Source organism: Pseudomonas fungipugnans (genome assembly GCF_029955235.1).
GTDB lineage: Bacteria > Pseudomonadota > Gammaproteobacteria > Pseudomonadales > Pseudomonadaceae > Aquipseudomonas > Aquipseudomonas fungipugnans.
Map to the genome: position 1 here is coordinate 1327495 of NZ_JARBWL010000002.1, position 24018 is coordinate 1351512.

The window sequence follows — 24018 nt, forward strand, 5'->3', positions numbered from 1 at the left end:
GAGCGGGTCATGGAACTCTATACCTACTACCGTTCGACCTCGTCTTACCGCGTGCGCATCGCATTGGCGCTCAAGGGGCTGAAGTACCAGGCGGTGCCGGTCAACCTGATCACGCCGCCGGGAGGCGAGCATCGGCAGCCGCCGTATCTGGCGATCAATCCACAGGGCCGAGTACCGGCCTTGCGGAGTGATGGGGGTGATTTGCTGATCCAGTCGCCTGCGATCATCGAGTACCTGGAGGAACGTTATCCACAGGTGCCGCTGCTCTCTGGTGACTTGGCCGCTCGTGCCCATGAGCGCGCCGTGGCGGCGGTGATCGGTTGCGATGTGCATCCGCTGCACAACGTCAGCGTGCTCAACAAACTGCGTCAGTTGGGCCATGACGAGGCGCAGGTAGTGGAGTGGATCGGCCACTGGATCAGCCAGGGGCTGGCGACGGTGGAGCAACTGATCGGCGACAACGGTTATTGCTTTGGCGAGCAGCCGGGGCTGGCGGATGTGTATCTGATCCCGCAGCTGTACGCCGCTGAGCGCTTCACTATTGCCCTCGATGCCTACCCGCGTATTCGACGGGTGGCGGCATTGGCAGCCAGCCATCCGGCCTTCATCAAGGCGCACCCGGCGAACCAGCCGGATACCCCGCAATAAAGAACGCTGCAAACCCCTGTGGGAGCGGCGGTGCGGCGATTCGACTTGCTCGCGAAGGCGTTCTGTCAGTCAACATCAACTTTGCTGACACACCGCTTTAGTCGGAACGCCGCCCGGAGGGCGGCTCGCTCCCACAAATGATGTTCGGCTACACCTGCACCAAAACCATAAAAACAAAACAGGTACCTTGCGATGCATAACCAGATTGCCAGCTTCCGGGCGGCGCTCGACGCCCGTCCCGTGTCCCGTTATCAGTGGTTACTTCTTCTACTGCTGGCGCTGTTGCTGGTGACCGATGGTTACGATGCCCAGGTATTGGGTTACGTGGTGCCTGCTCTCGCCCAGGACTGGGGCCTGGAAAAATCCGCCTTCGGCCCGGTATTCAGCGCCAATCTTCTGGGCCTGACCCTGGGCTCCCTGGCAGTGACACCACTGGCGGATCGCTTCGGCGTGCGGCGGATTCTGCTGTGTTGCGTACTGATCTACGCCAGCCTCACTGTGTTGATGGTGTTCGCCAACTCCCTGGACACCCTGATGGCCGCACGCTTTATTTGCGGCATCGGCATGGGCGGAGCAATGCCCAGCGCGATGGCCTTGATGTCCGAGTATTCGCCCCCGCGTCTGCGCACCCTGATGGTGACGCTGGCGGCCTGCGGGTTTTCCTTTGGCGGTGCGGCGGGTGGTTTTGTCGCTGCCGGCTTCATCGACAGCTTTGGCTGGCAGGCGGTATTCCTGGCTGGCGGCGTCACGCCGCTGCTGTTGTTCCCGTTTCTGGCCTGGTTCCTGCCCGAGTCCTTGCCGCGCCTGCTGCGGGACGCACCGCCTTACGCCCGTTTGCGCAAAGTGACGGCGCGCATGCTGCCGGATTGGCAACCCCCTGCGGCATCGGTGGCGCAAAACGAGCAGGAGCAAGGCAGCAAACTGACCGTGGTCGAATTGTTCCGCAACGGTTATGCACGGCCAACCTTGCTGATCTGGGCGACCTTTTTCGTCAGCCTGATCCTGTTGTATTTCATGATCAGCTGGCTGCCGACGCTGCTGCTGGAAAGCGGCTTGACGCTCAATGAAGCCAATCTGGTGACCTCGATGTTCCTGTTCGCCGGGACCGTCGGCGCGATCTGCATGGCCTGGTTTGCCGACCGCCTCAAAAGCAAGGTGCGGCTTTTGTCATGCGTATTGGCCGCGGCGGCGGTTTGCACCATTCTGCTGGGCCTGAATCATGACAACCCGCGTTATCTGGTGGCCAGCGTGTTTGCCGCCGGGTTCTGCATCATTGGCGGCCAACTGACCCTCAACGCCTTCGCCAGTAACTTCTACCCGGCCCAGGTACGCGCCACCGGCACCGGTTGGGCGCTGGGCGTAGGGCGTTTCGGTTCGATCCTCGGGCCGCTGTTCGGCAGCATGCTGCTGGCGATGCACATTCCGGTGCAGCAGATTTTTTTCTTCTGCGCGATACCGGCGGTGATTGCGGCGCTGTTCATCATTCAGGTGCGTTCGCCAGGGGAGGCGACGCCGTCCCCCTGTGGGGGCGGGCTTGCTCGCGAAGGCGTCGGGTCAGCCAATATTCATGTCGACTGACACTGCCTCTTCGCGAGCAGGCTCGCTTCCACAGGGGGCTTGCGGTCAATGAACGATTGAGTTGGGTGGCAGATGTCCCAGCCGCTCCGTCAGCCGCAGCCGCTGAATCGGATCGTCACTGAGCAGCAGCGCATGTTCCAGGTCGAAGCGCTCGGCATTCGGGCAGTCTAGCCGCTGATACAGGCTGGCACGGGCCAGGTAGTCGGCGGCGCTGGCATTGCCCAGCTCCAGCACGCGTTCGGCGTCGATCAGGGCACTGATGTAATCGTCATGGGCCAGGTGCAACTGGCGCAGGTTGCGCGACAGCCGTTGGAGCATGTGCCGTGGTTCGGCGGTCATCAGGTGGTCGGCGCCGAGTTTCATGTTCGGGCCATACTGACGATGCAGCAGTTCTCGGCAATCGTTTGGGTACAGTCGCCGACCGCCACACGGGTCGAGCAGATGATCGGCCCCCGGCACCCGCAACAGAAAATGCCCCGGGAAGTTGACGCCGACCAGTGGAATCTCCAGACCTCTGGCCAGTTCCAGGGCAATCAGTCCCAGCACCAGCGGCTGGCCGCGCCGGCATTCAAGCACCTTGTTGAGCAAAGCCGCTTGCGGGCGCAGCGGCGCGAAATCGTCCTGGGCGAAACCCAGGTCATTCATGCGCCGCAACAGCGGCTGGGCCAGTTCGCTGACGGGCAGCATCGGCAATCCGTAACTGACTCGCTGTTGCAGATCCTGGAAGTTAACCAACAGTTGCGCAGGATCCACCTCGGCGTCGTGTTCGGCGCCAATCCACAGCGCCGCCTCGAACAAGGCGGGCGGCGAAGCGTGCAGGCAGGCGAAGAAGCGTTGGCGCGGGGTCATCAAAATCTCCGGGGCATGCCTCGTTTTAGCCCCGTCGCGTGCGTTCGTCCAGTGACATACGCAGGTGGTTACAGGTTATGTCCGAAAGCCCTCAGCCGCGAGCTGCTTATTCCGGTGCGCTTCAGCAATTTTTGCGCGCAAGCCTATACTGGCGACTACAAGAAGTGATTCGGGAGCCCGACGATGTTCGCTCTCATGCAAAGCACTCGCCTTGAATCGCTGCACCTCAGCGTCGACCCGGTCACCGGGCTGAAGGCGGTCATTGCCATTCATAACAGTCACCTGGGGCCTGCCCTGGGCGGTTGTCGTTACCTTGCCTACCCCACCGACGAATCTGCGGTCGAGGACGCTGTGCGCCTGGCTCAGGGCATGAGCTACAAGGCGGCGCTGGCGGGCCTGGCGCAGGGCGGCGGCGTCGCGGTCATCGTGCGGCCGGCACATGTTGAAAATCGCGGCGCGCTGTTCGAAGCGTTCGGGCGTTGCATCAATCAGCTGGACGGGCGCTACATCACCGCCATCGACAGCGGCACCTCGGTGGCGGACATGGATTGCATCGCCCAGCAAACCCAGCATGTCACCAGCACCACTTCGGCAGGCGATCCGGCGCCGCATGCCGCCATGGGCGTGTTTGCCGGAATCCGCAGCACGGCGATGGCGCGTCTGGGCAGCGACAACCTTGAAGGCTTGCGCGTAGCCATTCAGGGCCTGGGCAATGTCGGTTATGCGTTGGCCGAGCAACTGCACGCAGCGGGCGCTGAACTGTTGGTCAGTGACATCGACCACGGCAAGGTGCAACTGGCCATGGAGCAACTGGGCGCACATCCGATTGCCAACGATGCCTTGCTCAGCACGCCGTGTGACATTCTCGCGCCCTGCGGTCTGGGCGGTGTGCTCAACAGCTTCAGCGTGACGCAACTGCGCTGCGCGGCGGTGGCCGGTTCGGCGAACAATCAGCTGACTCACCTCGATGTCGCCGACCAACTGGAGCGGCGCGGCATTCTGTATGCGCCGGATTACGTGATCAATTCCGGCGGGCTGATCTATGTCTCGCTCAAGCATCGCGGGGAAGAGTTATCAACCATCACCGCGCACCTGTCGAAAATCAGCGCACGACTGACCGAAGTCTTCGCCCACGCCCAGGCGGAAAAACGCTCGCCGGCGCGCGTGGCGGATGAATTGGCGGAGCGGGTGTTGTATCGCTGAGTTCCCGGCAAAAATCGTCGACATGAAAAAGGCCCTGAGCCAATGACTCAGGGCCTATTCAATTCGGGCACGACTTACTTTGCAGCCTTGGCCGCTTTGGCTGGCTTGGCCGGTTCGGTGCTTTCTGGCTCCTCAACCGGTGCCACGACTTCAACCGGTGCGCTCAACAATTCGGACAATGCGTCCGGCTGGCTCTTGAACGCCTTGGCGAACACATCGCGGTTCTTGGCCATGTAGATCCCGGCTTCTTCCACTTGCTGTTCGGTCAGGGACGGAACGGCTTTTTGCAACACTTCGGCCAGCAGTTCGGCCAGTTCGAGCATTTTGTCATGACGGTCAGCTTCGGCTTTATCCATGAACAAGCGCTCCAGATCTCGGCTGCTGCGGTATACCACTTCGACGGCCATTCACCACCTCACATGCCTTCACATTAAGTTGTCTTTGCGACTACTGTATCTATATACAGCGAAAAGGATAAGCGAATCCCTGCGCTTTGGGTAGTGGCTTTTCAATGTAGACCGAATTCAGGGTTTGTCAGGTGGACCGAGTCGTTCCCTTCGCGAGCAGGCTCGCTCCCACAGTGGTTTTGTGAACACCACAGATCCCCTGTGGGAGCAGGCTTGCCCGCGAAGGCGTGCGTCCAGGCACCGTGAACGTGTCTCATATCACGCAGCCATCATCTCAACTCAAAGTCGCTGGCCTTTTTTCTGCATGCAGAACAACCGTCACGTCAAACCCGCATCATCCGCTGCGAACCGAGCTAAGGAAGAATCATCGTGAAAATCAATTGGGCCGAGAACCTGCGGCAGAACGTGCACCAACTGGCCGAGTCCCTGGGCAACCTGTTCGTCGAGACCTTCCACTACATGGCACTGTTCGCCATCGGTGCCGTGACCGCCTGGGCGGCGGTGATGGAGTTCTTGCAGATGATCGAGGCGGGGCACATCAAGATTGATGACATCTTGCTGCTGTTCATCTACCTGGAACTGGGAGCAATGGTCGGGATTTACTTCAAGACCAATCACATGCCGGTGCGTTTCCTGATCTACGTGGCGATCACCGCGCTGACGCGGCTGCTGATCTCCAACGTCTCGCACCACAACCCGCCGGACATCGGCATCATCTATCTGTGCGGCGGGATTCTGCTGCTGGCGTTTTCGATTCTGGTGGTGCGTTACGCTTCGTCGCAATTTCCTTCGGTGAAGATCGAACACCCGCAACGCAAGATCGGCGCGGGCTCCGGTGAACATCCCGAAGTGGAAAAGGGCGAGCTTTAAAGTCCGAACGCGAGGCGGTGCTGGTTTTTGACCGAGGGCGGTGGCGCAGTGCGGTTGTCGCCGTCGGTCATCGCTTCGAGGATCGCCACGGCGCTGTGGCCCTGTTCGATGGCGATGCCGAATTGGATACTTTGCACCAGCCGCTTCAAGCGTTTGGGGTCGTTGCGCTGGTCGACGCTGATCATCCGCTTGGCCACCACGCGACCGCTGTTGGAGAGGGTCAGCATGATGCTGCCGTCCAGGCCCTGAATGCTCAGGTTGATCTGATAGTCCGGTGCAAAGGCATCGGTGATGAGTTGAAAAGGGTTGTCCATGATGCGTCACCGCCTGATTGAACGTGCAGTTGTTGACCGGCCATGATCAGGTTGGTTCGTAATACCGGACCATCGGCCATTCCATAGCCATAGAGCCATCATCGCTTTCACAGGGCGTGTAGCAAGGGGCATGCCGGGAAAAACGGCGAACAATGAATGCTGAAAAAACCAGGCGGACTCGATGGTCCGCCTGGTTTTTTGCCTGCCCGTTTCAGGGCATGAAGCGGGCCATGTTCGCGGACGGTGCAAGCAAACCGGTCAGCATTCCACCCAACTCACCGCCAGGCCACCGCGAGACGTTTCTTTGTATTTGTCCTGCATGTCGGCGCCGGTGTCGCGCATGGTGCGGATCACCCGATCCAGGGAAATGAAATGTTTGCCATCGCCGCGCAGGGCCATTTGCGTGGCGTTGATTGCCTTCACCGCGGCAATGGCATTGCGCTCGATGCACGGCACTTGCACCAGGCCGCCGACCGGGTCGCAGGTCAGCCCGAGGTTGTGTTCGAGGCCGATCTCGGCGGCGTTTTCCAGTTGCTCGGGGGTAGCGCCGAGTACGTCTGCCAAACCCGCTGCGGCCATCGCGCAAGCAGAGCCAACCTCGCCCTGGCAACCCACTTCAGCGCCGGAGATCGAAGCGTTTTTCTTGCACAGGATGCCCACCGCGGCAGCCCCCAGAAAGAACGCCACCACATCATCGTCCGACGCGTCCGGGTTGAATTTCATGTAGTAGTGCAGCACCGCCGGGATGATCCCCGCCGCGCCGTTTGTCGGGGCGGTGACCATGCGTCCGCCGGCGGCGTTTTCCTCGTTCACGGCGAGGGCAAACAGGTTGACCCACTCCATGGCCGACAGCGTGGAGGTGATGACATTCGGCTTGCCGATTTCCAGCAGGCTGCGGTGCAGTTTCGCCGCGCGCCGAGGGACATTCAGGCCGCCCGGCAGGATGCCCTCGTGGCGCAGCCCCTGCTCGACGCACTCACGCATGACCGACCAGATATGCAACAAACCCTGACGAATCTCGGCGTCGCTGCGCCAGGCCCGTTCGTTGGCCATCATCAGTTCGGAAACCCGCAAGCCGTGCAGGTTGCAGAGCCTGAGCAATTCGGCGGCGCTGGAAAAATCATACGGCAGCACCACGTCAGTGCCCGGCGCGACGCCGGACTCGGCTTCTGCCGCTTCGATGATGAAACCGCCGCCTACCGAGTAGTACGTCTGCTCGAATATCTCGCCGGTTTCGCCGAAGGCGGTCAGCGACATGGCGTTGGGGTGGTAGGGCAGGCTCTCGTCCAGCAGCAGGAGATCGCGCTGCCAGATGAAGGAAATGGATGTGCCTGCCAGGGACAATTCGCCGGTTTCGCGCAATTGCTGGATTCGCCGGTCAATGGACGTCGGGTCAATGCTGTCCGGCCACTCGCCCATCAGCCCCATGACGCAGGCGCGGTCGGTGGCGTGACCGACGCCGGTGGCCGAAAGAGAGCCGTAAAGACGGATTTCCACCCGCCGTACGTCGGCCAGAAAACCCTGGTCAACCAGCGCCTGGGCGAAGGTCGCGGCAGCGCGCATCGGGCCGACGGTGTGGGAGCTGGACGGACCGATGCCGACTTTGAATAGATCGAAAACACTGATAGCCATGCTAAAGCCTTACAAGCAATGGAGTAGGAATCGCAGCCATGTTTTGTAGGACAAGCGCAATGTCGGCGATACTGCCCGGGTCGGTCCAGCGTGACCAACGAAACTTTCTAAGACAGCCTTTAGCAGGACTAAACGATGAGTCGTCAATTGCATGCCCAGACGTACGTGTGGCTGCACGTGTTTTCCTGTGCCGCGCGGCACTTGTCGTTCACCCGCTGCGCCGAGGAATTGCACATCACGCCGGGGGCGGTCAGTCAGCAGATCCGACTGCTGGAAGATCGCCTGGGCTTTCGTCTGTTTCACCGCCGCGCTCGCGGTGTGGAGCTCAGCGCTGAAGGCCAGCGCCTGGCGATTACCGTCAACGAGGCGTATGGCAGCATCGACGCCGAATTGCGCCGTCTCGACGCCGGAATGATCAGCGGTACGCTGCGGCTGCGTTCGGTGCCGTCCTTCCTTGCCAAGTGGCTGACCCCGCGTTTGCCACGCTTGCAACAGCGCTTTCCCGACATCCAACTGCGTCTGGTAGCCGAGGACAGCAGCGTGCCGTTGCACGAAGGCGACTTCGACCTGGCCATCGATCTGAACGACGGCAGCTATCCCGGTCTGTTATCCACAGCCTTGCTCGATGAGCAGATTTTTCCAGTGTGCGCTCCGAGCCTCTTGCGCGGACGGCCGCCACTGCACGGCCCGGCGGACCTGGTGCATTTTCCCCTGCTGCACGACATCACTGCCTGGCGTGGCAGTTATGAATATGCGGAATGGGAGTTCTATCTCAACACCATCGGTTTCGAAGGCGCCGACGTACGGCGCGGGCACACGTTCAATCGCAATCACCTGACCATTGAGGCGGCGATTGCCGGCATGGGCGTGGCGATTGCGCGCCGAACGCTGCTTAACGATGAGCTGGAGCGGGGGACGTTGATCGTGCCATTCGGCCTGGCGGTGCCCAATCACAAACGCTACGTGCTGCTCTATGCGCCGGGGGCCTTGAGCCATCCGGGCGTGCGTGCAGTCCATGACTGGCTGGTGGAAGAGGCGGGAGCATTTCGCAGCCTGCACCCGCTGGCGGAGCAGCAGATGTGAGCAATTATGACAAAGAAGTGACGCGACCCAACTCCCGACCTTAACAGTGCTTTTGGCAGTTGTCCGGCTTTTTTTGCGAATGAATATTTATCTTCTTTTAGGGGTTGAATTGTTCGTCGCACAGACCGATTGTGTAAGTAAGAGGTCACGGTGATGACGCCCAAGGGCCAGCCGAAAGGCCTCTCGCGAGCTAGCTGAAATAAGGGATGAACTATGCAAATCCAAGTCAATAGCGACAACCATATTCAAAGCAGCATCCGACTGGAGGAGTGGGTACGTACTACCATTGAGAGCACGCTCGAACGTTATGAAGAGGACCTGACCCGAGTCGAGGTTCATCTGCGGGACGAGAACGGCGACAAGCCCGGACCCCATGACAAACGCTGCCAGCTGGAAGCGCGGCCAAAAGGCCATCAACCAATTTCTGTTACCCATAAAGCCGAGACCCTGGAACAGGCCATCGACGGGGCGGCCACCAAACTGGAACATGCGCTGGAACACCTGTTTGGCAAACTGCGCGGCAAACCACGCGCCGCCATCCTTCCATTCGAGCACGGTGCGCATGCCGACGTGCTGTTGGAAGAGGAATTTCTCGAGAACGAACAGGCCGCGCAAAACGGCTGAAACCTGAACTGATTTTTTCCTTCCCTCTGAAAACGGGCCTGCAATTGCAGGCCCGTTCTTGTTTGTGGCATTGATTGAATGCTGTGGCTTGATGGACACCTGTTGTGAGGGGAGTCAGCGCAACGGCACACCGCCCCTTTCGGCCGCGCAGCCAGTGTGGACGATTTCATCCAACCTCTTTTGCATATGAGAATATTTATCATTAGTATTGCGACCTTACTGGCCCCATGACGCTCATGGGGCCTAATCCCGGTTTCCAGGTCGGAACATGAAAGGCAAAACCACCACGCTACCCGTTTCCTGTCACCTGCCGGTCGCTGTGCCGGTGGTGACTGCCGGGCCGGGTGTCATCCCCGTCGCCAGTTTCGTGCAGGTCTGAACCGATGATGACCTTGCCGCCGGAATCACGGGAAGACGAACACCACGGCGCGCGTGCGCATTTCCTGCAAGTGTTCCTGTCCCAGCGCTCGCAGATGGAAGCGCTGGTGAACCGCCGCGTGGGCTGCCGGGCGACCGCTGCCGATCTGGTGCAGGACCTGTTTCTGCGCTTCTGGCGACGGCCGTTGGTGCAGGTCGAAGAACTCAGCACTTACTTGCTGCGCTGCGCCGGCAACATCGCCATCGATCATTTGCGCAGTGAAGGCACGCGGGTGCGGACCAACGAAGGCTGGATGCCGGACGCGCCCGACAGCCATGGCAGCGAGCCGCAAGCGGCGCTGGAGGCGGGCAATGATTTGCGCCACGTCGAAGCGGCGTTGCGCGCTTTGCCCGAACGCACCCGGCAGATTTTTCTGCTCAACCGTATTCACGGGCGCAAGTACGCCGAGATCGCCAAGGCCATGGGTTTGTCCCAAAGCGCTGTGGAAAAACATATGATGCGCGCCCTCGAAGCCTGCAAGGCCAGCCTTCGTGAACCGCAACCGCGCACGCCAGGGAAAGCACCGTGAACCACACCGAACGTGTCACTCCGACACCCGCTCAGGAGCAGGCGGCCTTTGCCTGGCTGAGCCTGTTGCACGATCAGCCCAGCAGCGGCGATCAACTCACTTTCAGCCATTGGTTGCAGGCCGACCCAGCTCACGCCGAGGCCTATGCCCAGGCGCAAGTAATGTGGGAGTTGAGCGAAGGGCCGGCGCGCACGCTCGCCGATGAAGACGCCTTTGCCTTGCAGGGTTATCTCGACAGCATGAACCGCTCGCGCCACACCCGCGTGCGGCGTTGGAGCGGTGCGCTGGCGATGGCGGCGTGTCTGTTGCTGATGGTCAGCATCGGCGCCGGTTGGCAGCCGTCGCGGTGGATCGATGATCTGGGTGCTGATTATGTGTCGGCGCCGGGGCAAGTTCGTACCGTCACCCTGGCTGATCAGTCGCAAGTCACGCTGGATGCCGACAGCGCCATCGCTGTGGATTTCAGTCGCGGCGAGCGCCATGTGCAATTGCGCCGTGGCGCCGGTTTTTTCAGCGTGACTCACACCGGCGAACCGTTTGTGGTCGAGGCGCAAAAGGGCCAGGCGCGGGTGCTCGGCACGCAGTTCGAAGTGCGCCTGCAACCCCGTGGTGCGCAGGTCACGGTACTGTCCGGGCGGGTCGGGGTGACAGCGAACAAAAACGCTGAGCAGCAAGTCTTGATCGCTGGCCAGCAAGTGGCCTATCGCGATGGCACGGCGGAAAAACTGCATGCCGTCGACAGCGAAGCGCAGTTGGCGTGGCGTCAGGGCTGGCTCAATTACTACAAGGCCAGCCTGGCCGATGTGGTGCAGGATTTGCGGCGTTATTACCCTGGGCGAATTGTGCTGTTGAATGATGAATTGGCAGCGCGGCGGGTCAGTGGCAGTTTTCCCAGCAAGGATCCGCAGGCGGTGTTGAGTTCATTGCAGGGGGTGATGGGGTTTGAGCAGCATCGGGTGTTGGGGCAGCTCATTATTTTGCGGTGATGCGGCTGGCCTCTTCGCGAGCAGGCCGCACACATTTGATCACAACACGATCACCTGTGGGAGCGAGCCTGCTCGCGAAGGGGCCGGTTCAGACAACCCATCATCCCCAATAAAAATATTTTCAACATTCTGGTGAGGTAAACCCGGTCGCCATCCGTGTAGTGACTGAAACTGCGAGTCATTCGCATCCGTTGCGGTTCTACACAGGTCATGAGCAATGAAGTCCAGGGCAAAATCGGGTTCGGTCAAACAGTGGTTGGGTGCATCAGCGCTGGCCGTTTCGGCATTTGCATTGCTGCCGTTGAGTGTGGCATTGGCCGCTGAAACCAGCGTTGCGCTACCCAATACGCAGTTCAGTTTCGCGATAGCCGCCAAACCCTTGCCCCAGGCTCTGAGCGACTTCAGCCGGATCACCGGCATCAGCGTGGTCTACACCGATGAAGCGCCGTACGGCCTCAATGCCCCGGCCATCAACGGCCAGATGAGCGCCGAACAGGCCATGCAGCGCCTGCTCCGCGGTTCCGGGTTCACCTTCCGCCGCACCGATGCCCACACGCTGGCGCTGGAACCGCTGCCCACCGCCGGCACCCTTAGCCTGGGCGCGACCACCATCACCTCGGTGATGGATCAATCCATGAGCTACCAGCCGCCACCGACCAGTTCGGTGATGCGCTCGTCCGCCTTGCTTCAGGAAATCCCGCAGACCATCAACGTGATTGCGGCCCAGGTCATCCGCGATCAGGCGCCGCGCAATCTCGACGACGCCTTGGCCAACGTCAGCGGCATCACCCAGGGCAATACGCTGGCCAGCACCCAGGACTCGGTGATGACGCGCGGTTTCGGTGACAACCGCAACGGCTCGATCATGCGCGACGGCATGCCGATCGTGCAGGGCCGGGGCATGAACGAAACCGTGGACCGGGTCGAGGTGCTCAAGGGCCCGGCTTCGCTGCTTTACGGCATCCAGGATCCGGGCGGCGTGGTCAACATGGTCAGCAAAAAGCCCGAACTTGAACAGTACAATGCCCTGACCTTGCGCGGCTCGAGCTACGGCGACGGCAAGAACGGCAGCGGTGGCAGCCTCGACAGCACCGGTGCCCTGGGTACATCCGGCCTGGCCTATCGCATGGTCCTGGACCACGAAGACGAAGACTACTGGCGCGATTTCGGCACCCACCGCGAGACGCTGGTGGCACCGTCCCTGGCCTGGTTCGGTGAAAGCACCAAGCTGTTGTTCTCCTACGAGCACCGGGAATTCCTGACGCCGTTCGACCGCGGCACGATCATCGACCCGCGCACCAACCACCCGCTGAACATCTCGCGCAACGAGCGTCTGGACGAGCCGTTCAACAACATGGAAGGCCGCTCGGACCTGTATCACTTCGAGGCCGATCACGAGCTCAACGACAACTGGACAGCCCACTTCGGCTACAGCTGGAACCGCGAAACCTATGACGCCAGCCAGGTCCGTGTCACCGCCATCGACACCAACAAAGGCACGCTGACCCGCAGCATGGATGGCACGCAGAACGCTATCAGCACCGACCGTTTCACCACCGCCAGCCTTGAGGGCAAGGTCAACGTATTGGGCATGCAACACGACCTGGTGTTCGGCGTCGATGACGAGTACCGCAAGATCTACCGCGAGGATCTGATCCGCCAGAAAAGCCTGACCACCTTCAGCTACCTCAACCCGGTCTATGGTCGCGAAGTCGCGGGCACCACCGTCAGCCCGGCAGACAGCGCCCAGACCGATCTGCTGCGCAGCGATTCGCTGTTCCTGCAGGACTCGATCCACCTCAACGAGCAGTGGATTCTGGTGGCGGGCGGGCGCTTCCAGGAATACGACCAGTACGCCGGCAAAGGCGTGCCGTTCCAGGCCAACACCGACAGCAACGGCCAGAAGTGGGTGCCCCGCGCCGGTCTGGTGTACCGCTACACCGACGAGTTGTCGTTCTACGGCAGCTACACCGAATCCTTCAAACCGAACTCGACCATCGCGCCATTGAGCGGCAGCACGGTGGTCCTCGACGGCAGCATTGCGCCGGAAGAAGCCAAGTCCTGGGAAATCGGCGCCAAGCTGGATATGCCGGGCCGGATCACCGGTAACGTCGCGTTGTTCGACATCAAGAAACGCAACGTGCTGGAGTCCAACACCGAAGGACCGACAACGACTTACAGCGCGGCGGGTGAAGTGCGCTCCCGTGGCCTGGAAGTGGACCTGACCGGCCAGCTCAGCGAGCGCTGGAGCATGATCGGCAGCTACGCCTACACCGATGCCGAGGTCACTGAAGACCCGGTCTACAAAGGCAAGCAACTGGCAAACGTCGCCAAAAACAGCGGCTCGCTGTCGGCGGTGTATGACTTCGGCACCGTTGTCGGTGGCGATCAGTTGCGAGTGGGAGCCGGGGCGCGGTACGTCGGCGAGCGGGCGGGCGATTCGTTGAACGATTTCGAACTGCCGAGCTACACCGTGGCCGATGCGTTCGCGACCTACGACACCAAGGTCGAAGGGCAGAAGGTCAAGTTCCAGCTCAATGTGAAGAACCTGTTTGACCGCACCTACTACACCTCGGCGGCGAGTCGGTTCTTTGTGTCCATGGGCGATTCGCGGCAGGTGTCGATTTCCAGCACACTGGAGTTCTGAAGTCAGACCGCGTCATCGTTCATCGCGGGCAAGCCCGGCTCCCACAGATGACCGCATTCCTATATGAGAATGCTGCCCCCTGCGGGAGCGAGCCTGCTCGCGAAGGCGGCATCCCAGACACCGAAAATCTGCGGGTTGATCAGCGCAAAAACGCCTGCCGATACTCCCCAGGCGTCCCACCCAACACCTGGCGAAACCGATGGGTGAAATGACTCGCACTGGCAAACCCGCAAGCCAGTGCAATCTCACCCAGCGGCCGCGATGTGGTGCGCAACAACTCCCGCGCCCGACTCAAGCGCCGTGCCAGCACATACTGGTGGGGCGGCAGGCCAAAGCTCTCGCGAAACATCCGCGCAAAGTGATATTCCGACAGCGCGCACAACGCCGCCAACTGCCCCAGGCTGATGGCTTCGGCCAATTGATAGTCGATGAACTCCACCAGCTGGCGCCGCTGATGCGCCGCCAACCCACCCCGCAGGCGCAGGCCCTCGCGCTTGCCCACCTGACCAAGCAGTGTATGGCTGAGCATTTCGTGGGCCAGGCTGCTGGTTAGCAGGCGTTCGCCGGGCTCGTCCCAGTTCAGCGTGATCAACTGCCGAAAGCGCAACGCCTGCTGTGGATCTTCAAGGAACGTCTGTTCGTGCAGCTGCATTTCCCGCGGCTCGCGATCCAGCAGGGTGATGCAACCCAGGGCAAATTGTTCGGGACTGAAGTAAAGGTGCGCCAGGCGAATCTCGCCGTTGATCACCCAGCCCGACTGATGATCGGCCGGCAGGATGCACAGCTTGTTTGGTGCGCCTTTGCTGTCGGGCTGGCCGCGACGAAAGGTGCCGGTGCCACCGGCGATGTAGCAGGACAAGGTGTGGTGTCTTGGCCCTTCGTAGTCCTGGGCGTCGTGGTGGTTGTTCCACAAGGCTGCGGCCATACCGTCACCGAGCTCGGCGCTGTGCTCAAGACGAGCATTGGGCGAGCGGTTGAGCGCTTGAAAGACTTGCAGGGTTTCCAGTGCGGGCATGATCGGTTCTCTCCAACGCCTTGCATCCTACTCCGTAGACGTTGGCCTGCCAGCCTGCGGGCCGACAAAAGCGCAAGTTTATGCAAGTGCGCCTCCGATCGGCGCTGCAGACTGATTCCCTGATCAGGCAGTTGCCTGTGGTGAGGGAGCTTGCTCGCGCTTGAGTGCGCAGCACTCACAAAATTGCCATGGTTGGCGAAATTTTGGGGCCGCTTCGCAGCCCGGCGCGAGCAAGCTCGCTCGCCACAAAAGCGAACCGAATGGCCCCCTGTTGGAGTTTTTGTCATGAACCTGTTTTTGTACCTGCTGACCGTGCTGATCTGGGGCACTACCTGGATTGCCTTGAAATGGCAACTGGGCGTGGTGGCGATTCCTGTGTCCATCGTTTATCGCTTCGGCCTCGCCGCGCTGGTCTTGTTTGTGATGCTGTTGCTCAGCCGTCGCCTGCAGGTGATGAACCGCCGTGGGCATCTGATCTGTCTGGCGCAGGGGTTGTGTCTGTTCTGCATCAACTTCATGTGCTTTCTCACCGCCAGTCAGTGGATCCCCAGTGGTCTGGTGGCGGTGGTGTTTTCCACTGCGACGCTGTGGAACGCCCTGAATGCACGGGTGTTCTTCGGTCAGAAAATTGCTCGCAACGTATTGATGGGCGGCGCACTGGGCTTGCTGGGGCTGGGTTTGTTGTTCTGGCCGGAGCTCGCCGGTCACACCGCCAGCCCGCAAACCCTGCTCGGGTTGGGTTTGGCGTTGTGCGGCACCTTGTGTTTCTCGGCGGGCAACCTGTTGTCGAGCCTGCAGCAGAAGGCCGGGCTCAAACCCCTGACCACCAACGCCTGGGGCATGGCGTATGGCGCGGCGATGTTGTCGGTGTGGTGCCTGGTCAAAGGCATTCCATTCGACATCGAATGGAGCACCCGCTACCTCGGCTCGCTGATGTACCTGGTGATCCCAGGCTCGGTCATTGGCTTCACCGCTTACCTGACGCTGGTCGGACGGATGGGCCCGGAGCGGGCGGCTTATTGCACCGTGTTATTCCCCGTTGTGGCGCTGAATGTGTCGGCGTATGCCGAAGGCTATCAATGGACCGCGCCGGCGCTGGCAGGGTTGGTCATGGTGATGCTGGGCAACGTGTTGGTATTTCGCAAGGCGAAGGCGGGTGTGCGAGGCAACGTCAAACTGGCTTGAAAAGAGTCTTCAGGGTTCGTGCAAGACACTTATCGCTCAATTCTCATCGTCACATAAATCAGTAGCGCAAATATGAAATCGACAATGTGCCGCGCCCAATCCTTGTAATTCCACTTTTCTGAAAGGTCCATGTTGAACCACTCGACACCAATAACTTGCAGGCAGACGTAATAGACAAAAATGGCGATCAATAAACCAATGATCGAGTATTTTTTTGCTTCATGAAACGCCTGGCGGCTACTGTTTATATTTCTAAATAATGACCAGGCGCCTATCAGGCAAAAGACCGTATAAGTCACTTCGAGTGTCATGATGATCCAGTAGATTCGATGGTGCAGCATGGGGGAGGTAATGGCTCTGTGGCTGTACCTGCCAGCGTCGTCAATGGTGTCCATGCTTAATATATGACTGACGTACTCATGGTTGGCGGTGTAGTCGGTAAAATTGCTGTGCATCATGAGCAAGCCGAATATACAAAAGAACAGCATGAGTGTGGCTTTGCTGGTTCTAATCAATTTGTCGGTGGTGATGTTGTTCAAAGTAGTTGATCTCCATGTCAGGCTCCGAACGTTCGGATAAGTGTGGAGAGTCTATAGGGAGTAGGGTTCTTTAGGCGCCAGACTAAGTTTCTGTGTGTGTATAAAAAACGGGACGATCTGATTGAGTTGGTGAGTGCCAACGGGCAGGCATTCACACTGCCTGCCCGTTGTTTCAGCCCTTCCAGACTTGCGGGTTTACCAGATCCTGCGGGCGTTCACCCGACAAGGCACTGCGCAAGTTGGCCAGGGCGCGGTTCGCCATCGCTTCGCGGGTTTCGTGAGTGGCCGAGCCGATGTGTGGCAACGTCACGGCGTTCTTCAGTTGAAACAACGGCGATTCGGCCAGCGGCTCTTTTTCATAAACATCCAGGCCTGCACCACGAATGCGGTTGTTTTGCAGGGCTTCGATCAGCGCCGGTTCGTCCACTACCGGGCCTCTGGCAATGTTGATCAGAATCGCACTCGGTTTCATCAAGGCCAGTTCACGGTGGCTGATCAGGTGTCGGGTCTTGTCGCTGAGTGGCACCACCAGGCAGACGAAGTCGGCTTCGGCCAGCAATTGGTCCAGGCTGCGGAACTGTGCGCCGAGTTGCTGTTCAAGGTCGGTCTTGCGGCTGTTGCCGCTGTAGATCACCTGCATGTTGAAACCCAGCCGCCCCCGGCGGGCGATGGCTGCGCCGATGTTGCCCATGCCGACGATGCCCAGGGTCTTGCCATGTACGTCACAGCCAAACAGTGGGGCGCCGACGCTGGCTTGCCATTGGCCGGCCTTGGTCCAGGCGTCCAGTTCGGCGACGCGGCGGGCGCTGCTCATCAGCAGGGCGAAGGCCAGGTCCGCGGTGCTTTCGGTGAGGACGTCGGGGGTGTTGGTGAGCATGATTGCGCGTTCGTTGAAGTAGGCGACGTCGTAGTTGTCGTAGCCGACCGAGACGCTGGAGACCACTTCGAGTTTGCTGGCGGTCTCGAGTTGGGCGCGGCCCAGTTTGCGGCCGACGCCGATCAGGCCGTGGGCGTGGGGCAGGGCTTCGTTGAATTGGGTGTTGATGTCGCCGTTTTTTGGGTTCGGTACGATTACGTCGAAGTCTTGTTTGAGTTGTTCGATCATTTCGGGGGGGATGCGGCTGAAGGCGAGGACGGTTTTTTTCATGGTCTCGGGGCTCGGCTTTGGGTGGTTTTTTTTTGGACGTGGCGGCCTTGGGGCCGACCATGTTCTTTGTTGTTTGTGTGTATATCCATTTGTGCGGTAACGGCGGCTTATGGTTTCGCCCTTACGGCGAGTCCCTTTTGTCAAACGCCACAAAAGGAACCAAAAAGTCTCGCCCCGAGCGTACGGCGCCTCGCCAGGGCTCGGCGTTCCCTCGCTCCGGTATTCATCTGGGGGCATCGCCTACGGTCTGCTTCGCGACGACCTCCTCTCGATGTGTGCGGCTTCGCCGCACGGCGCTACGCGCCCACCCCCAGATAAACACCTCCACTCGGCCTCCCGAAGGGGCGGGTAGATCAAGAGCTGCAGGCGAGCTAACGCTCGGCCTGTTGAGTGGTGAAGAGCGGGGGGGGGAGGGATGCGGATCTGCTTCTGTTTTTGTTTCTGCTTTCCTGTGGGAGCTGGCTTGCCTGCGAAAGCGGCCCAGCAACCAACCAATCTCTCCCTGATACACCCCGCTCAAAACTGTGGGAGCTGGCTTGCCTGCGAAGACGCCCAGCCAGCCAACCAATCTCTCCCTGATGCACCCCGCTCAAAACTGTGGGAGCTGGCTTGCCTGCGAAGACGCCCAGCCAGCCAACCAATCTCTCCCTGATACACCCTGCTCAAAACTGTGGGAGCTGGCTTGCCTGCGAAAGCGGCCCAGCAACCAACCAATCTCCTCCAGGATGTACACCGCTCAAAACTGTGGGAGTTGGCTTGCCTGCGAAGACGCCCAGCCAACCAACCAATCTCTCCCTGATGCACCCCGCTCAAAACTGTGGGAGCTGGCTTGCCTGCGAAGGCGCCCAGCCAGCCAACCAATCCCCGCCAGATGTACACCCCTCTCACAGATACTGACCTACTGAATATCAGAACGGCAAACTCAATTCGCCACTCTCACCCCACCCAGACTCCGACTCAATTCATAAGCCACCAATTCCGCCTGATGCGCCGCCAATATCTCCGGCAACGACCCACGCAGGTACTCGACCCAGGTCTTGATCTTCGCGTCCAGGTACTGCCGCGACGGGTAGATCGCATACAGGTTAAGTTCCTGTGAGCGATAGTTGGGCATCATGCGCACCAGCGAGCCATTGCGCAGGCCTTCAATCGCCGCATACACCGGCAGCACCCCAACGCCCATGCCGCTGGTGATGGCGGTTTTCATCGCGTCGGCGGAGTTCACCAGGAACGGCGAGCTGTTGATGGTGACCATTTCCTGGCCTTCCGGGCCGTCGAAGGTCCACTTTTCCAGCGGGATCACCGGGCTCACCAGGCGCAGGCAGGCGTGGTTGAGCAGGTCGCTGGGTTTGTGTGCGCAGCCGTTGGCTTTCACGTAGGCCGGTGAGGCGCAGACGATGCTGTAGGTGATGCCCAGGCGCTGGGAGACGAAGCCGGAGTCCGGCAGTTCGCTGGCCAGCACGATGGACACGTCATAGCCCTCATCCAGCAGGTCCGGCACGCGGTTGGCCAGGGTCAGGTCGAAGGTGACGTCCGGGTGGGTCTTGCGGTAGCGGGCGATGGCGTCGATCACGAAGTGCTGACCGATACCGGTCATGGTGTGCACCTTGAGTTGTCCGGCCGGACGGGCGTGGGCGTCGCTGGCTTCGGCTTCGGCTTCTTCGACGTAGGCCAGGATCTGTTCGCAGCGCAACAGATAGCGCTTGCCGGCCTCGGTCAGCGCGATGCGCCGGGTGGTGCGGTTGAGCAGGCGGGTTTGCAGGTGGGCTTCCAGGTTGGAGACCGCGCGCGAGACGTTGGCGGTGGTGGTGTCCAGTTGCACGGCGGCGGCGGTGAAGCTGCCGGCTTCGGCCACGTAACTGAAGGCGCGCATGTTTTGCAAAGTGTCCATGGGGTGCTCTCAAGGGAGATGGCAAATTGTGACACGAAGCTTCGGGTTCTGAGACCCCCGACCAAGGGATTATCGCGTTAACGGTAACAAAGATTCACAAGAATCCCAGCTTATCGCCATTCGGGCCGCCCCATAGAATTGCGCCCAGCAGGAGCAGGCTGGCGATAGAGCCTGTCACGGCGCAAACCCTGTGGGAGCGAGCTTGCTCGCGATGACTGAATATCAGTCGACATGAATGTTGAATGTCAGACCGATATCGCGAGCAAGCTCGCTCCCACAGGGTTGCGACGTCCGATCCCACAATTTTCTCACTCCTCCCCCCTTATTTCAGGAATTCGCAGCAGTGCCGCGTCGCATCAACAGAGCGCTCAAGACGCTCAGTGTTTTGGCTTTAACCCTGGCAATCAGCGGCTGCATCGGTACTGGAGGCATTGCCCCGCAGGGCAAGGCACTGGAGGCCGACTCCCTGGCCACCGACGAAGCCATCCAGAGTGCCGCCCAGGACGCTCACTGGCCCACTGCGCAATGGTGGCAGGCCTTTGGCGACCCGCAACTGAACCGCTGGATAGACCTCGCCGTGCAAGGCAGCCCGACCATGGCCATGGCCACTGCCCGTGTGCGTCAGGCCAAGGCCATGGCCGGTATTGCCGAGTCCGCCGAGTCGTTGCAGATCAATGGCGAGTCCACGCTCAAGCGCCACAATTGGCCCACCGATCAGTTCTATGGGCCGGGCGAGTTGGCCAATACCACCACCTGGGACAACAACGCCTCGCTCGGCTTGAGCTACGCCCTGGACCTCTGGGGCCGGGAAAGCAGTGCCAGCGAGCGCGCCGTGGACATGGCGCACATGAGCGCCGCCGAAGCACGGCAGGCCCAGCTCGAATTGCAGAACAACATCGTGCGCGCCTACATCGAGTTGTCGCTGCATTACGCCCAGCGCGACATCGTTGACGCGACGTTGAAGCAGCAACAGCAGATTCTCGATCTGGCGCAAAAGCGCCTGAACGGCGGTATCGGCACGCATTTCGAAGTCAGCCAGGCCGAGACGCCGCTGCCGGAAACCCATCGTCAGCTCGATGCGCTGGGCGAAGAAATCGCCCTGAGCCGCAACCAGCTCGCTGCCTTGGCAGGATTTGGTCCGGGGCAGGGCGCGCAGTTGCAGCGGCCAACATTGTCGTTGAACGCGGCGCTGAAACTGCCCTCGTCGTTACCCGCACAATTGCTCGGCCAGCGCCCGGACGTGGTTGCCAGCCGTTGGCAAGTGGCCGCGCAGGCCCGTGGTATCGATGTCGCCCACGCCGGCTTTTATCCCAACGTCGATCTGGTTGGCAGCCTCGGCTACATGGCCACGGGCGGCGGCGCGCTGGAGTTTCTGACCGGCAAGAAGTTGACCTACAACGTCGGCCCGGCCATCTCGCTGCCGATTTTCGATGGTGGGCGTTTGCGCTCGGAACTGGGCGAGGCCTCGGCCGGGTATGACATCGCCGTCGCCAGGTACAACCAGACGTTGATCAACGCGCTGAAAAACATCTCCGACCAGTTGATCCGCCGCGAGTCGATGGACAAGCAGCAGGTGTTTGCCGCCGAGTCCGTGGCCACCGCGCAAAAGACCTACGACATCGCGATGATCGCCTACCAGCGCGGGTTGACCGACTACCTCAACGTGCTGAATGCCCAGACGCTGCTGTTCAAACAGCAACAGGTGCAGCAGCAGGTGCAGGCAGCGCGGTTGAGTGCTCATGCGGAACTGGTGACGGCGCTGGGTGGTGGTCTGGGTGCGGGCAACGACGTGCCGAAAGACAGCCAGACCACTGCACCTAAAACCCCGGCCATTCTCAAGAGCCTCTCCAATTGAACACGATGTTCCTGGCAAACCTGCTGTTGTGGCGAGCGAGCTTGCTCGCGCTTGAGTGCGCAGCACTCACAAAATGGCTAAGAGGCGCCAGAAGCTGGGGGGCCCTACGCGGCTCGGCGCGAGCAGGCTCGCTCGCCACAGAATCTCGCTCGTCACAAGGCCTTACTCGCCTCATGTCTTTAATAATTGAGCAGGATTAAATGACTCCCTTGCCCGCACCTCTGCGCTGGCTGTATTCCCTTGAATGGCGCCGGGGTTTCTATGACTGGGCGCGCAGCGATGGCGTGACCTGGGTCTACATTTTCAAAGTGCTGACCGCAGCCTTCCTCACGCTGTGGCTGGCCATGCGTCTGGAACTGCCGCAGCCGCGCACGGCGATGATCACCGTGTTTATCGTGATGCAGCCGCAAAGCGGTCACGTGTTTGCCAAGAGTTTCTACCGCTTCCTCGGCACCCTGGCCGGTTCGACGGTGATGGTCGCGCTGATCGCGCTGTTTGCGCAAAACACCGAACTGTTCCTCGGGTCGCTGGCGATCTGGGTCGGCATCTGCACGGCCGGCGCGGCGCGTTATCGCAACTTTCGCGCCTACGGTTTTGTGCTGGCGGGGTACACGGCGGCGATGGTCGGCTTGCCGGCATTGGCGCACCCGGACGGGGCGTTCATGGCGGCGGTGTGGCGGGTGCTTGAAATCTCCCTGGGCATTCTTTGCTCGACCCTGGTCAGCGCCGCGATCCTGCCGCAAACCGCCAGCGCCGCGATGCGCAACGCCTTGTACCAGCGCTTCGGCGTGTTCGCGCTGTTCGTCACCGACGGCTTGCGCGGGCGCAGCCAGCGCGAGGCCTTTGAAGCGAGCAACGTGCGTTTCATCGCCGAGGCGGTCGGGCTGGAAGGGCTGCGCAGCGTCACCGTGTTTGAAGACCCGCACATGCGTCGGCGCAACGGTCGGCTGAGTCGCTTGAACAGCGAGTTCATGAGCATCACCACCCGCTTCAATGCCTTGCATCAGTTGCTTGAGCGCTTGCGCAACAGTGAGGCGGATCACGTGGTCGCAGCAATCAAACCGGGCTTGCAGGACCTGGCCGAAGTGCTCGACGGCTTCAGCGGCCGCGCCCTCACCAGCCCCGATGCGGCACGCCTGGCCACGGCACTCGCCGGCTACAAGGCCGAGTTGCCGGCGCGGGTGCGCAGCCTGCGGGCGATCTTCCAGGAGTGGGAGCCGAGCGACGCTGAACAACTGGACTTCCATACGGCTTACGAACTGCTCTATCGCTTTGTCGACGACCTGCACAGTTATGCACAGACCCACGCATCGCTGGCCGATCACAGTCACGTCCGGGAGCAGTGGGACGAGCCGTTCACCCCGCAAACCAACTGGCTGGCCTCGGCGGCAGCGGGGATTCGGGCGGCGTTCATTCTGGTGGTGCTGGGCAGTTACTGGGTGGCGACCGCGTGGCCGAGTGGGGCGACCATGACGTTGATTGCCGCCGCCACGGTTGGTCTTTCCGCCGCCACGCCGAACCCCAAACGCATGGCGTTTCAGATGGCCTGCGGGACGTTTCTCGGGGCGCTGATCGGCTTCGTCGAGATGTTTTTCATCTTCCCGTGGATCGACGGTTTCCCGTTGCTGTGTGTGATGCTGGCGCCGGTGATCGTGCTCGGTTCGTTCCTCACTTCGCGCCCGCAGTACGCCGGGATCGGCCTCGGCTTGCTGATCTTTTTCAGCACCGGTTCGGTGCCGGACAACCTGACGATCTACAACCCCTACACCTTCATCAACGACTACATCGCCATGGTCATCGGCATGCTGGTGTGCGCCGCTGCCGGGGCGATCATCTTGCCGCCCAACAGCCGCTGGTTGTGGCGCCGGCTGGAACAGGATCTGCGCGGGCAAGTGGTGTATGCCATCAGCGGCAAACTCAAGGGCCTGGGATCGAGTTTCGAAAGCCGTACCCGCGACCTGCTGCATCAGGCCTATGGACTGGCGGCCGGGCAACCGCAGGTGCAGCGTAATTTGCTGCGCTGGATGTTCGTGGTGCTGGAAGTCGGTCACGCGATCATCGAGTTGCGCAAGGAACAGGCGATTTTGCCGGTACACCCGGCATACGCCGAATCCCAGCCGTGGCGCCAGGCGATCCGGGTGATGGGCCGCTCGCTGGTCCGGCTGTTCCTGCAACCAAGCCAGAGCAATCTGGAGCGCGGCCTGGTCGCCGTCGATCATGCGATCAGCCGCGTACAGGCCACCGACGAACCGTTCGCCCCGCATTTCGACACCTCGGCATTACGCCGGGTGAAGAGTTACCTGCACTTCATCCGCACTTCATTGCTGGACCCGCAATCGCCGCTCGCCGCCTATACGTCTGCCGCGCCTCAAGGAGTTGAACATGCCGCGTGAAATCGCCTTCCACGGCGTGTACATGCCGACCATGACGCTGATGTTTTTCATCGCCGCCGCACTGGCCTGGGCGCTGGACCGGTTCTTGTCCGGGTACGACCTGTATCGTTTTTTCTGGCACCCGGCGTTGCTGCGCCTGAGTCTGTTTACCTGTCTGTTCGGCGCCTTGGCGCTGACTGTTTACCGTTGACTTTCTATCTCTGAA

The 24018-nt window shown here is 60.8% G+C and carries 20 protein-coding genes and 1 pseudogene; 13 read left to right on the forward strand and 8 right to left on the reverse strand.

Going from position 1 to position 24018, the window contains the following annotated elements:
* Positions 1 to 9 precede the first annotated feature (9 nt).
* Together maiA and POF45_RS20850 are read left to right on the forward strand one after the other, a co-directional pair.
* Positions 10 to 648: a maleylacetoacetate isomerase gene (gene maiA, locus POF45_RS20845; RefSeq protein WP_282316614.1), complete on the forward strand. Its 639-nt coding sequence runs from the start codon at positions 10 to 12 to the stop codon at positions 646 to 648.
* Between the two features lie 192 nt (positions 649 to 840).
* Positions 841 to 2226 (forward strand): MFS transporter, encoded by a 1386-nt coding sequence (locus POF45_RS20850; RefSeq protein WP_282316615.1) that lies wholly within the window; start codon positions 841 to 843, stop codon positions 2224 to 2226.
* Positions 2227 to 2271: 45 nt separating this feature from the next.
* Here the strand turns inward: POF45_RS20850 and POF45_RS20855 are convergent, their stop codons facing one another.
* On the reverse strand, positions 2272 to 3075 hold the full coding sequence (locus POF45_RS20855; RefSeq protein ID WP_282316616.1) for a SirB1 family protein: 804 nt from the start codon (positions 3073 to 3075) through the stop codon (positions 2272 to 2274).
* Positions 3076 to 3258: 183 nt separating this feature from the next.
* Here POF45_RS20855 and POF45_RS20860 point away from each other — a divergent pair, with 183 nt between their 5' ends.
* Positions 3259 to 4278 carry a Leu/Phe/Val dehydrogenase gene (locus POF45_RS20860; protein WP_259499497.1) on the forward strand — a complete coding sequence of 340 codons (1020 nt, stop codon included), beginning with the start codon at positions 3259 to 3261 and terminating at the stop codon, positions 4276 to 4278.
* A gap of 167 nt (positions 4279 to 4445) precedes the next feature.
* Here the strand turns inward: POF45_RS20860 and POF45_RS20865 are convergent.
* Positions 4446 to 4685 (reverse strand): annotated as a pseudogene (locus POF45_RS20865) (YebG family protein); the annotation flags it as partial.
* Positions 4686 to 5054: 369 nt separating this feature from the next.
* Here POF45_RS20865 and POF45_RS20870 point away from each other — a divergent pair.
* Positions 5055 to 5555: a phosphate-starvation-inducible protein PsiE gene (locus POF45_RS20870; RefSeq protein WP_192410187.1), complete on the forward strand. Its 501-nt coding sequence runs from the start codon at positions 5055 to 5057 to the stop codon at positions 5553 to 5555.
* Here POF45_RS20870 and POF45_RS20875 read toward each other — a convergent pair.
* Together POF45_RS20875 and POF45_RS20880 are read right to left on the reverse strand one after the other, a co-directional pair.
* Positions 5552 to 5869, reverse strand: a complete 318-nt coding sequence (locus tag POF45_RS20875; protein ID WP_259499500.1) for a DUF3509 domain-containing protein — start codon at positions 5867 to 5869, stop codon at positions 5552 to 5554. The genes POF45_RS20870 and POF45_RS20875 overlap by 4 nt on opposite strands.
* 258 nt (positions 5870 to 6127) lie before the next feature.
* Positions 6128 to 7501: an L-serine ammonia-lyase gene (locus tag POF45_RS20880; RefSeq protein ID WP_259499502.1), complete on the reverse strand. Its 1374-nt coding sequence runs from the start codon at positions 7499 to 7501 to the stop codon at positions 6128 to 6130.
* A 135-nt stretch (positions 7502 to 7636) separates the two neighbouring features.
* On the opposite strand from POF45_RS20880, the gene POF45_RS20885 reads away from it, so the two are divergent.
* The 5 genes from POF45_RS20885 to POF45_RS20905 all read left to right on the forward strand — a co-directional run bounded on the left by POF45_RS20885 (position 7637) and on the right by POF45_RS20905 (position 13788).
* Positions 7637 to 8584: a LysR substrate-binding domain-containing protein gene (locus POF45_RS20885; protein WP_259499503.1), complete on the forward strand. Its 948-nt coding sequence runs from the start codon at positions 7637 to 7639 to the stop codon at positions 8582 to 8584.
* Positions 8585 to 8797: 213 nt separating this feature from the next.
* Positions 8798 to 9208, forward strand: a complete 411-nt coding sequence (locus POF45_RS20890; RefSeq protein WP_259499505.1) for an HPF/RaiA family ribosome-associated protein — start codon at positions 8798 to 8800, stop codon at positions 9206 to 9208.
* Positions 9209 to 9591: 383 nt separating this feature from the next.
* Entirely contained in the window at positions 9592 to 10155 is a 564-nt protein-coding gene (locus tag POF45_RS20895; protein WP_282316617.1) for an RNA polymerase sigma factor, read from the forward strand.
* Positions 10152 to 11141 (forward strand): FecR family protein, encoded by a 990-nt coding sequence (locus POF45_RS20900; protein WP_259499509.1) that lies wholly within the window; start codon positions 10152 to 10154, stop codon positions 11139 to 11141. The genes POF45_RS20895 and POF45_RS20900 overlap by 4 nt, the downstream gene beginning before the upstream one ends.
* A gap of 217 nt (positions 11142 to 11358) precedes the next feature.
* Positions 11359 to 13788: a TonB-dependent siderophore receptor gene (locus POF45_RS20905; RefSeq protein ID WP_282316618.1), complete on the forward strand. Its 2430-nt coding sequence runs from the start codon at positions 11359 to 11361 to the stop codon at positions 13786 to 13788.
* Positions 13789 to 13927: 139 nt separating this feature from the next.
* Here the strand turns inward: POF45_RS20905 and POF45_RS20910 are convergent, their stop codons facing one another.
* Complete coding sequence (locus POF45_RS20910; RefSeq protein WP_282316619.1) at positions 13928 to 14803, reverse strand: helix-turn-helix domain-containing protein; 876 nt, start codon at positions 14801 to 14803, stop codon at positions 13928 to 13930.
* A 285-nt stretch (positions 14804 to 15088) separates the two neighbouring features.
* Here POF45_RS20910 and POF45_RS20915 point away from each other — a divergent pair, with 285 nt between their 5' ends.
* Entirely contained in the window at positions 15089 to 15988 is a 900-nt protein-coding gene (locus POF45_RS20915) for a DMT family transporter (protein ID WP_259499515.1), read from the forward strand.
* Between the two features lie 29 nt (positions 15989 to 16017).
* On the opposite strand, the gene POF45_RS20920 is transcribed toward POF45_RS20915, so the two are convergent.
* From POF45_RS20920 to POF45_RS20930, 3 genes are all read right to left on the reverse strand, one after another.
* Positions 16018 to 16527 (reverse strand): DUF2165 domain-containing protein, encoded by a 510-nt coding sequence (locus POF45_RS20920; protein WP_259499517.1) that lies wholly within the window; start codon positions 16525 to 16527, stop codon positions 16018 to 16020.
* A 172-nt stretch (positions 16528 to 16699) separates the two neighbouring features.
* A complete protein-coding gene (locus tag POF45_RS20925; protein WP_282316620.1) occupies positions 16700 to 17674 on the reverse strand; it encodes a 2-hydroxyacid dehydrogenase in 975 nt (324 codons plus the stop codon).
* Between the two features lie 922 nt (positions 17675 to 18596).
* Positions 18597 to 19565: a LysR family transcriptional regulator gene (locus POF45_RS20930; RefSeq protein ID WP_282316621.1), complete on the reverse strand. Its 969-nt coding sequence runs from the start codon at positions 19563 to 19565 to the stop codon at positions 18597 to 18599.
* A 343-nt stretch (positions 19566 to 19908) separates the two neighbouring features.
* Here POF45_RS20930 and POF45_RS20935 point away from each other — a divergent pair, with 343 nt between their 5' ends.
* From POF45_RS20935 to POF45_RS20945, 3 genes are all read left to right on the forward strand, one after another.
* The gene (locus POF45_RS20935) at positions 19909 to 21420 is read left to right on the forward strand and encodes an efflux transporter outer membrane subunit (protein WP_282316622.1); all 1512 of its coding nucleotides are present in this window, start codon (positions 19909 to 19911) and stop codon (positions 21418 to 21420) included.
* A gap of 200 nt (positions 21421 to 21620) precedes the next feature.
* The gene (locus tag POF45_RS20940; RefSeq protein WP_282316623.1) at positions 21621 to 23813 is read left to right on the forward strand and encodes an FUSC family protein; all 2193 of its coding nucleotides are present in this window, start codon (positions 21621 to 21623) and stop codon (positions 23811 to 23813) included.
* The gene (locus POF45_RS20945; RefSeq protein ID WP_259499529.1) at positions 23803 to 24003 is read left to right on the forward strand and encodes a DUF1656 domain-containing protein; all 201 of its coding nucleotides are present in this window, start codon (positions 23803 to 23805) and stop codon (positions 24001 to 24003) included. The genes POF45_RS20940 and POF45_RS20945 overlap by 11 nt, the downstream gene beginning before the upstream one ends.
* Positions 24004 to 24018 lie beyond the last annotated feature (15 nt).

Bases quoted from the DNA above. Each gene is read 5' to 3' on its own strand.
- maiA (WP_282316614.1), top strand. From the start codon at position 10: ATGGAACTCTATACCTACTACCGTTCGACCTCGTCTTACCGCGTGCGC.
- POF45_RS20930 (WP_282316621.1), bottom strand. From the start codon at position 19,565: ATGGACACTTTGCAAAACATGCGCGCCTTCAGTTACGTGGCCGAAGCC.
- POF45_RS20890 (WP_259499505.1), top strand. From the start codon at position 8,798: ATGCAAATCCAAGTCAATAGCGACAACCATATTCAAAGCAGCATCCGA.
- POF45_RS20940 (WP_282316623.1), top strand. From the start codon at position 21,621: ATGACTCCCTTGCCCGCACCTCTGCGCTGGCTGTATTCCCTTGAATGG.
- POF45_RS20880 (WP_259499502.1), bottom strand. From the start codon at position 7,501: ATGGCTATCAGTGTTTTCGATCTATTCAAAGTCGGCATCGGTCCGTCC.
- POF45_RS20895 (WP_282316617.1), top strand. From the start codon at position 9,592: ATGATGACCTTGCCGCCGGAATCACGGGAAGACGAACACCACGGCGCG.
- POF45_RS20855 (WP_282316616.1), bottom strand. From the start codon at position 3,075: ATGACCCCGCGCCAACGCTTCTTCGCCTGCCTGCACGCTTCGCCGCCC.
- POF45_RS20910 (WP_282316619.1), bottom strand. From the start codon at position 14,803: ATGCCCGCACTGGAAACCCTGCAAGTCTTTCAAGCGCTCAACCGCTCG.
- POF45_RS20850 (WP_282316615.1), top strand. From the start codon at position 841: ATGCATAACCAGATTGCCAGCTTCCGGGCGGCGCTCGACGCCCGTCCC.
- POF45_RS20860 (WP_259499497.1), top strand. From the start codon at position 3,259: ATGTTCGCTCTCATGCAAAGCACTCGCCTTGAATCGCTGCACCTCAGC.
- POF45_RS20925 (WP_282316620.1), bottom strand. From the start codon at position 17,674: ATGAAAAAAACCGTCCTCGCCTTCAGCCGCATCCCCCCCGAAATGATC.
- POF45_RS20885 (WP_259499503.1), top strand. From the start codon at position 7,637: ATGAGTCGTCAATTGCATGCCCAGACGTACGTGTGGCTGCACGTGTTT.
- POF45_RS20915 (WP_259499515.1), top strand. From the start codon at position 15,089: ATGAACCTGTTTTTGTACCTGCTGACCGTGCTGATCTGGGGCACTACC.
- POF45_RS20875 (WP_259499500.1), bottom strand. From the start codon at position 5,869: ATGGACAACCCTTTTCAACTCATCACCGATGCCTTTGCACCGGACTAT.
- POF45_RS20945 (WP_259499529.1), top strand. From the start codon at position 23,803: ATGCCGCGTGAAATCGCCTTCCACGGCGTGTACATGCCGACCATGACG.
- POF45_RS20905 (WP_282316618.1), top strand. From the start codon at position 11,359: ATGAAGTCCAGGGCAAAATCGGGTTCGGTCAAACAGTGGTTGGGTGCA.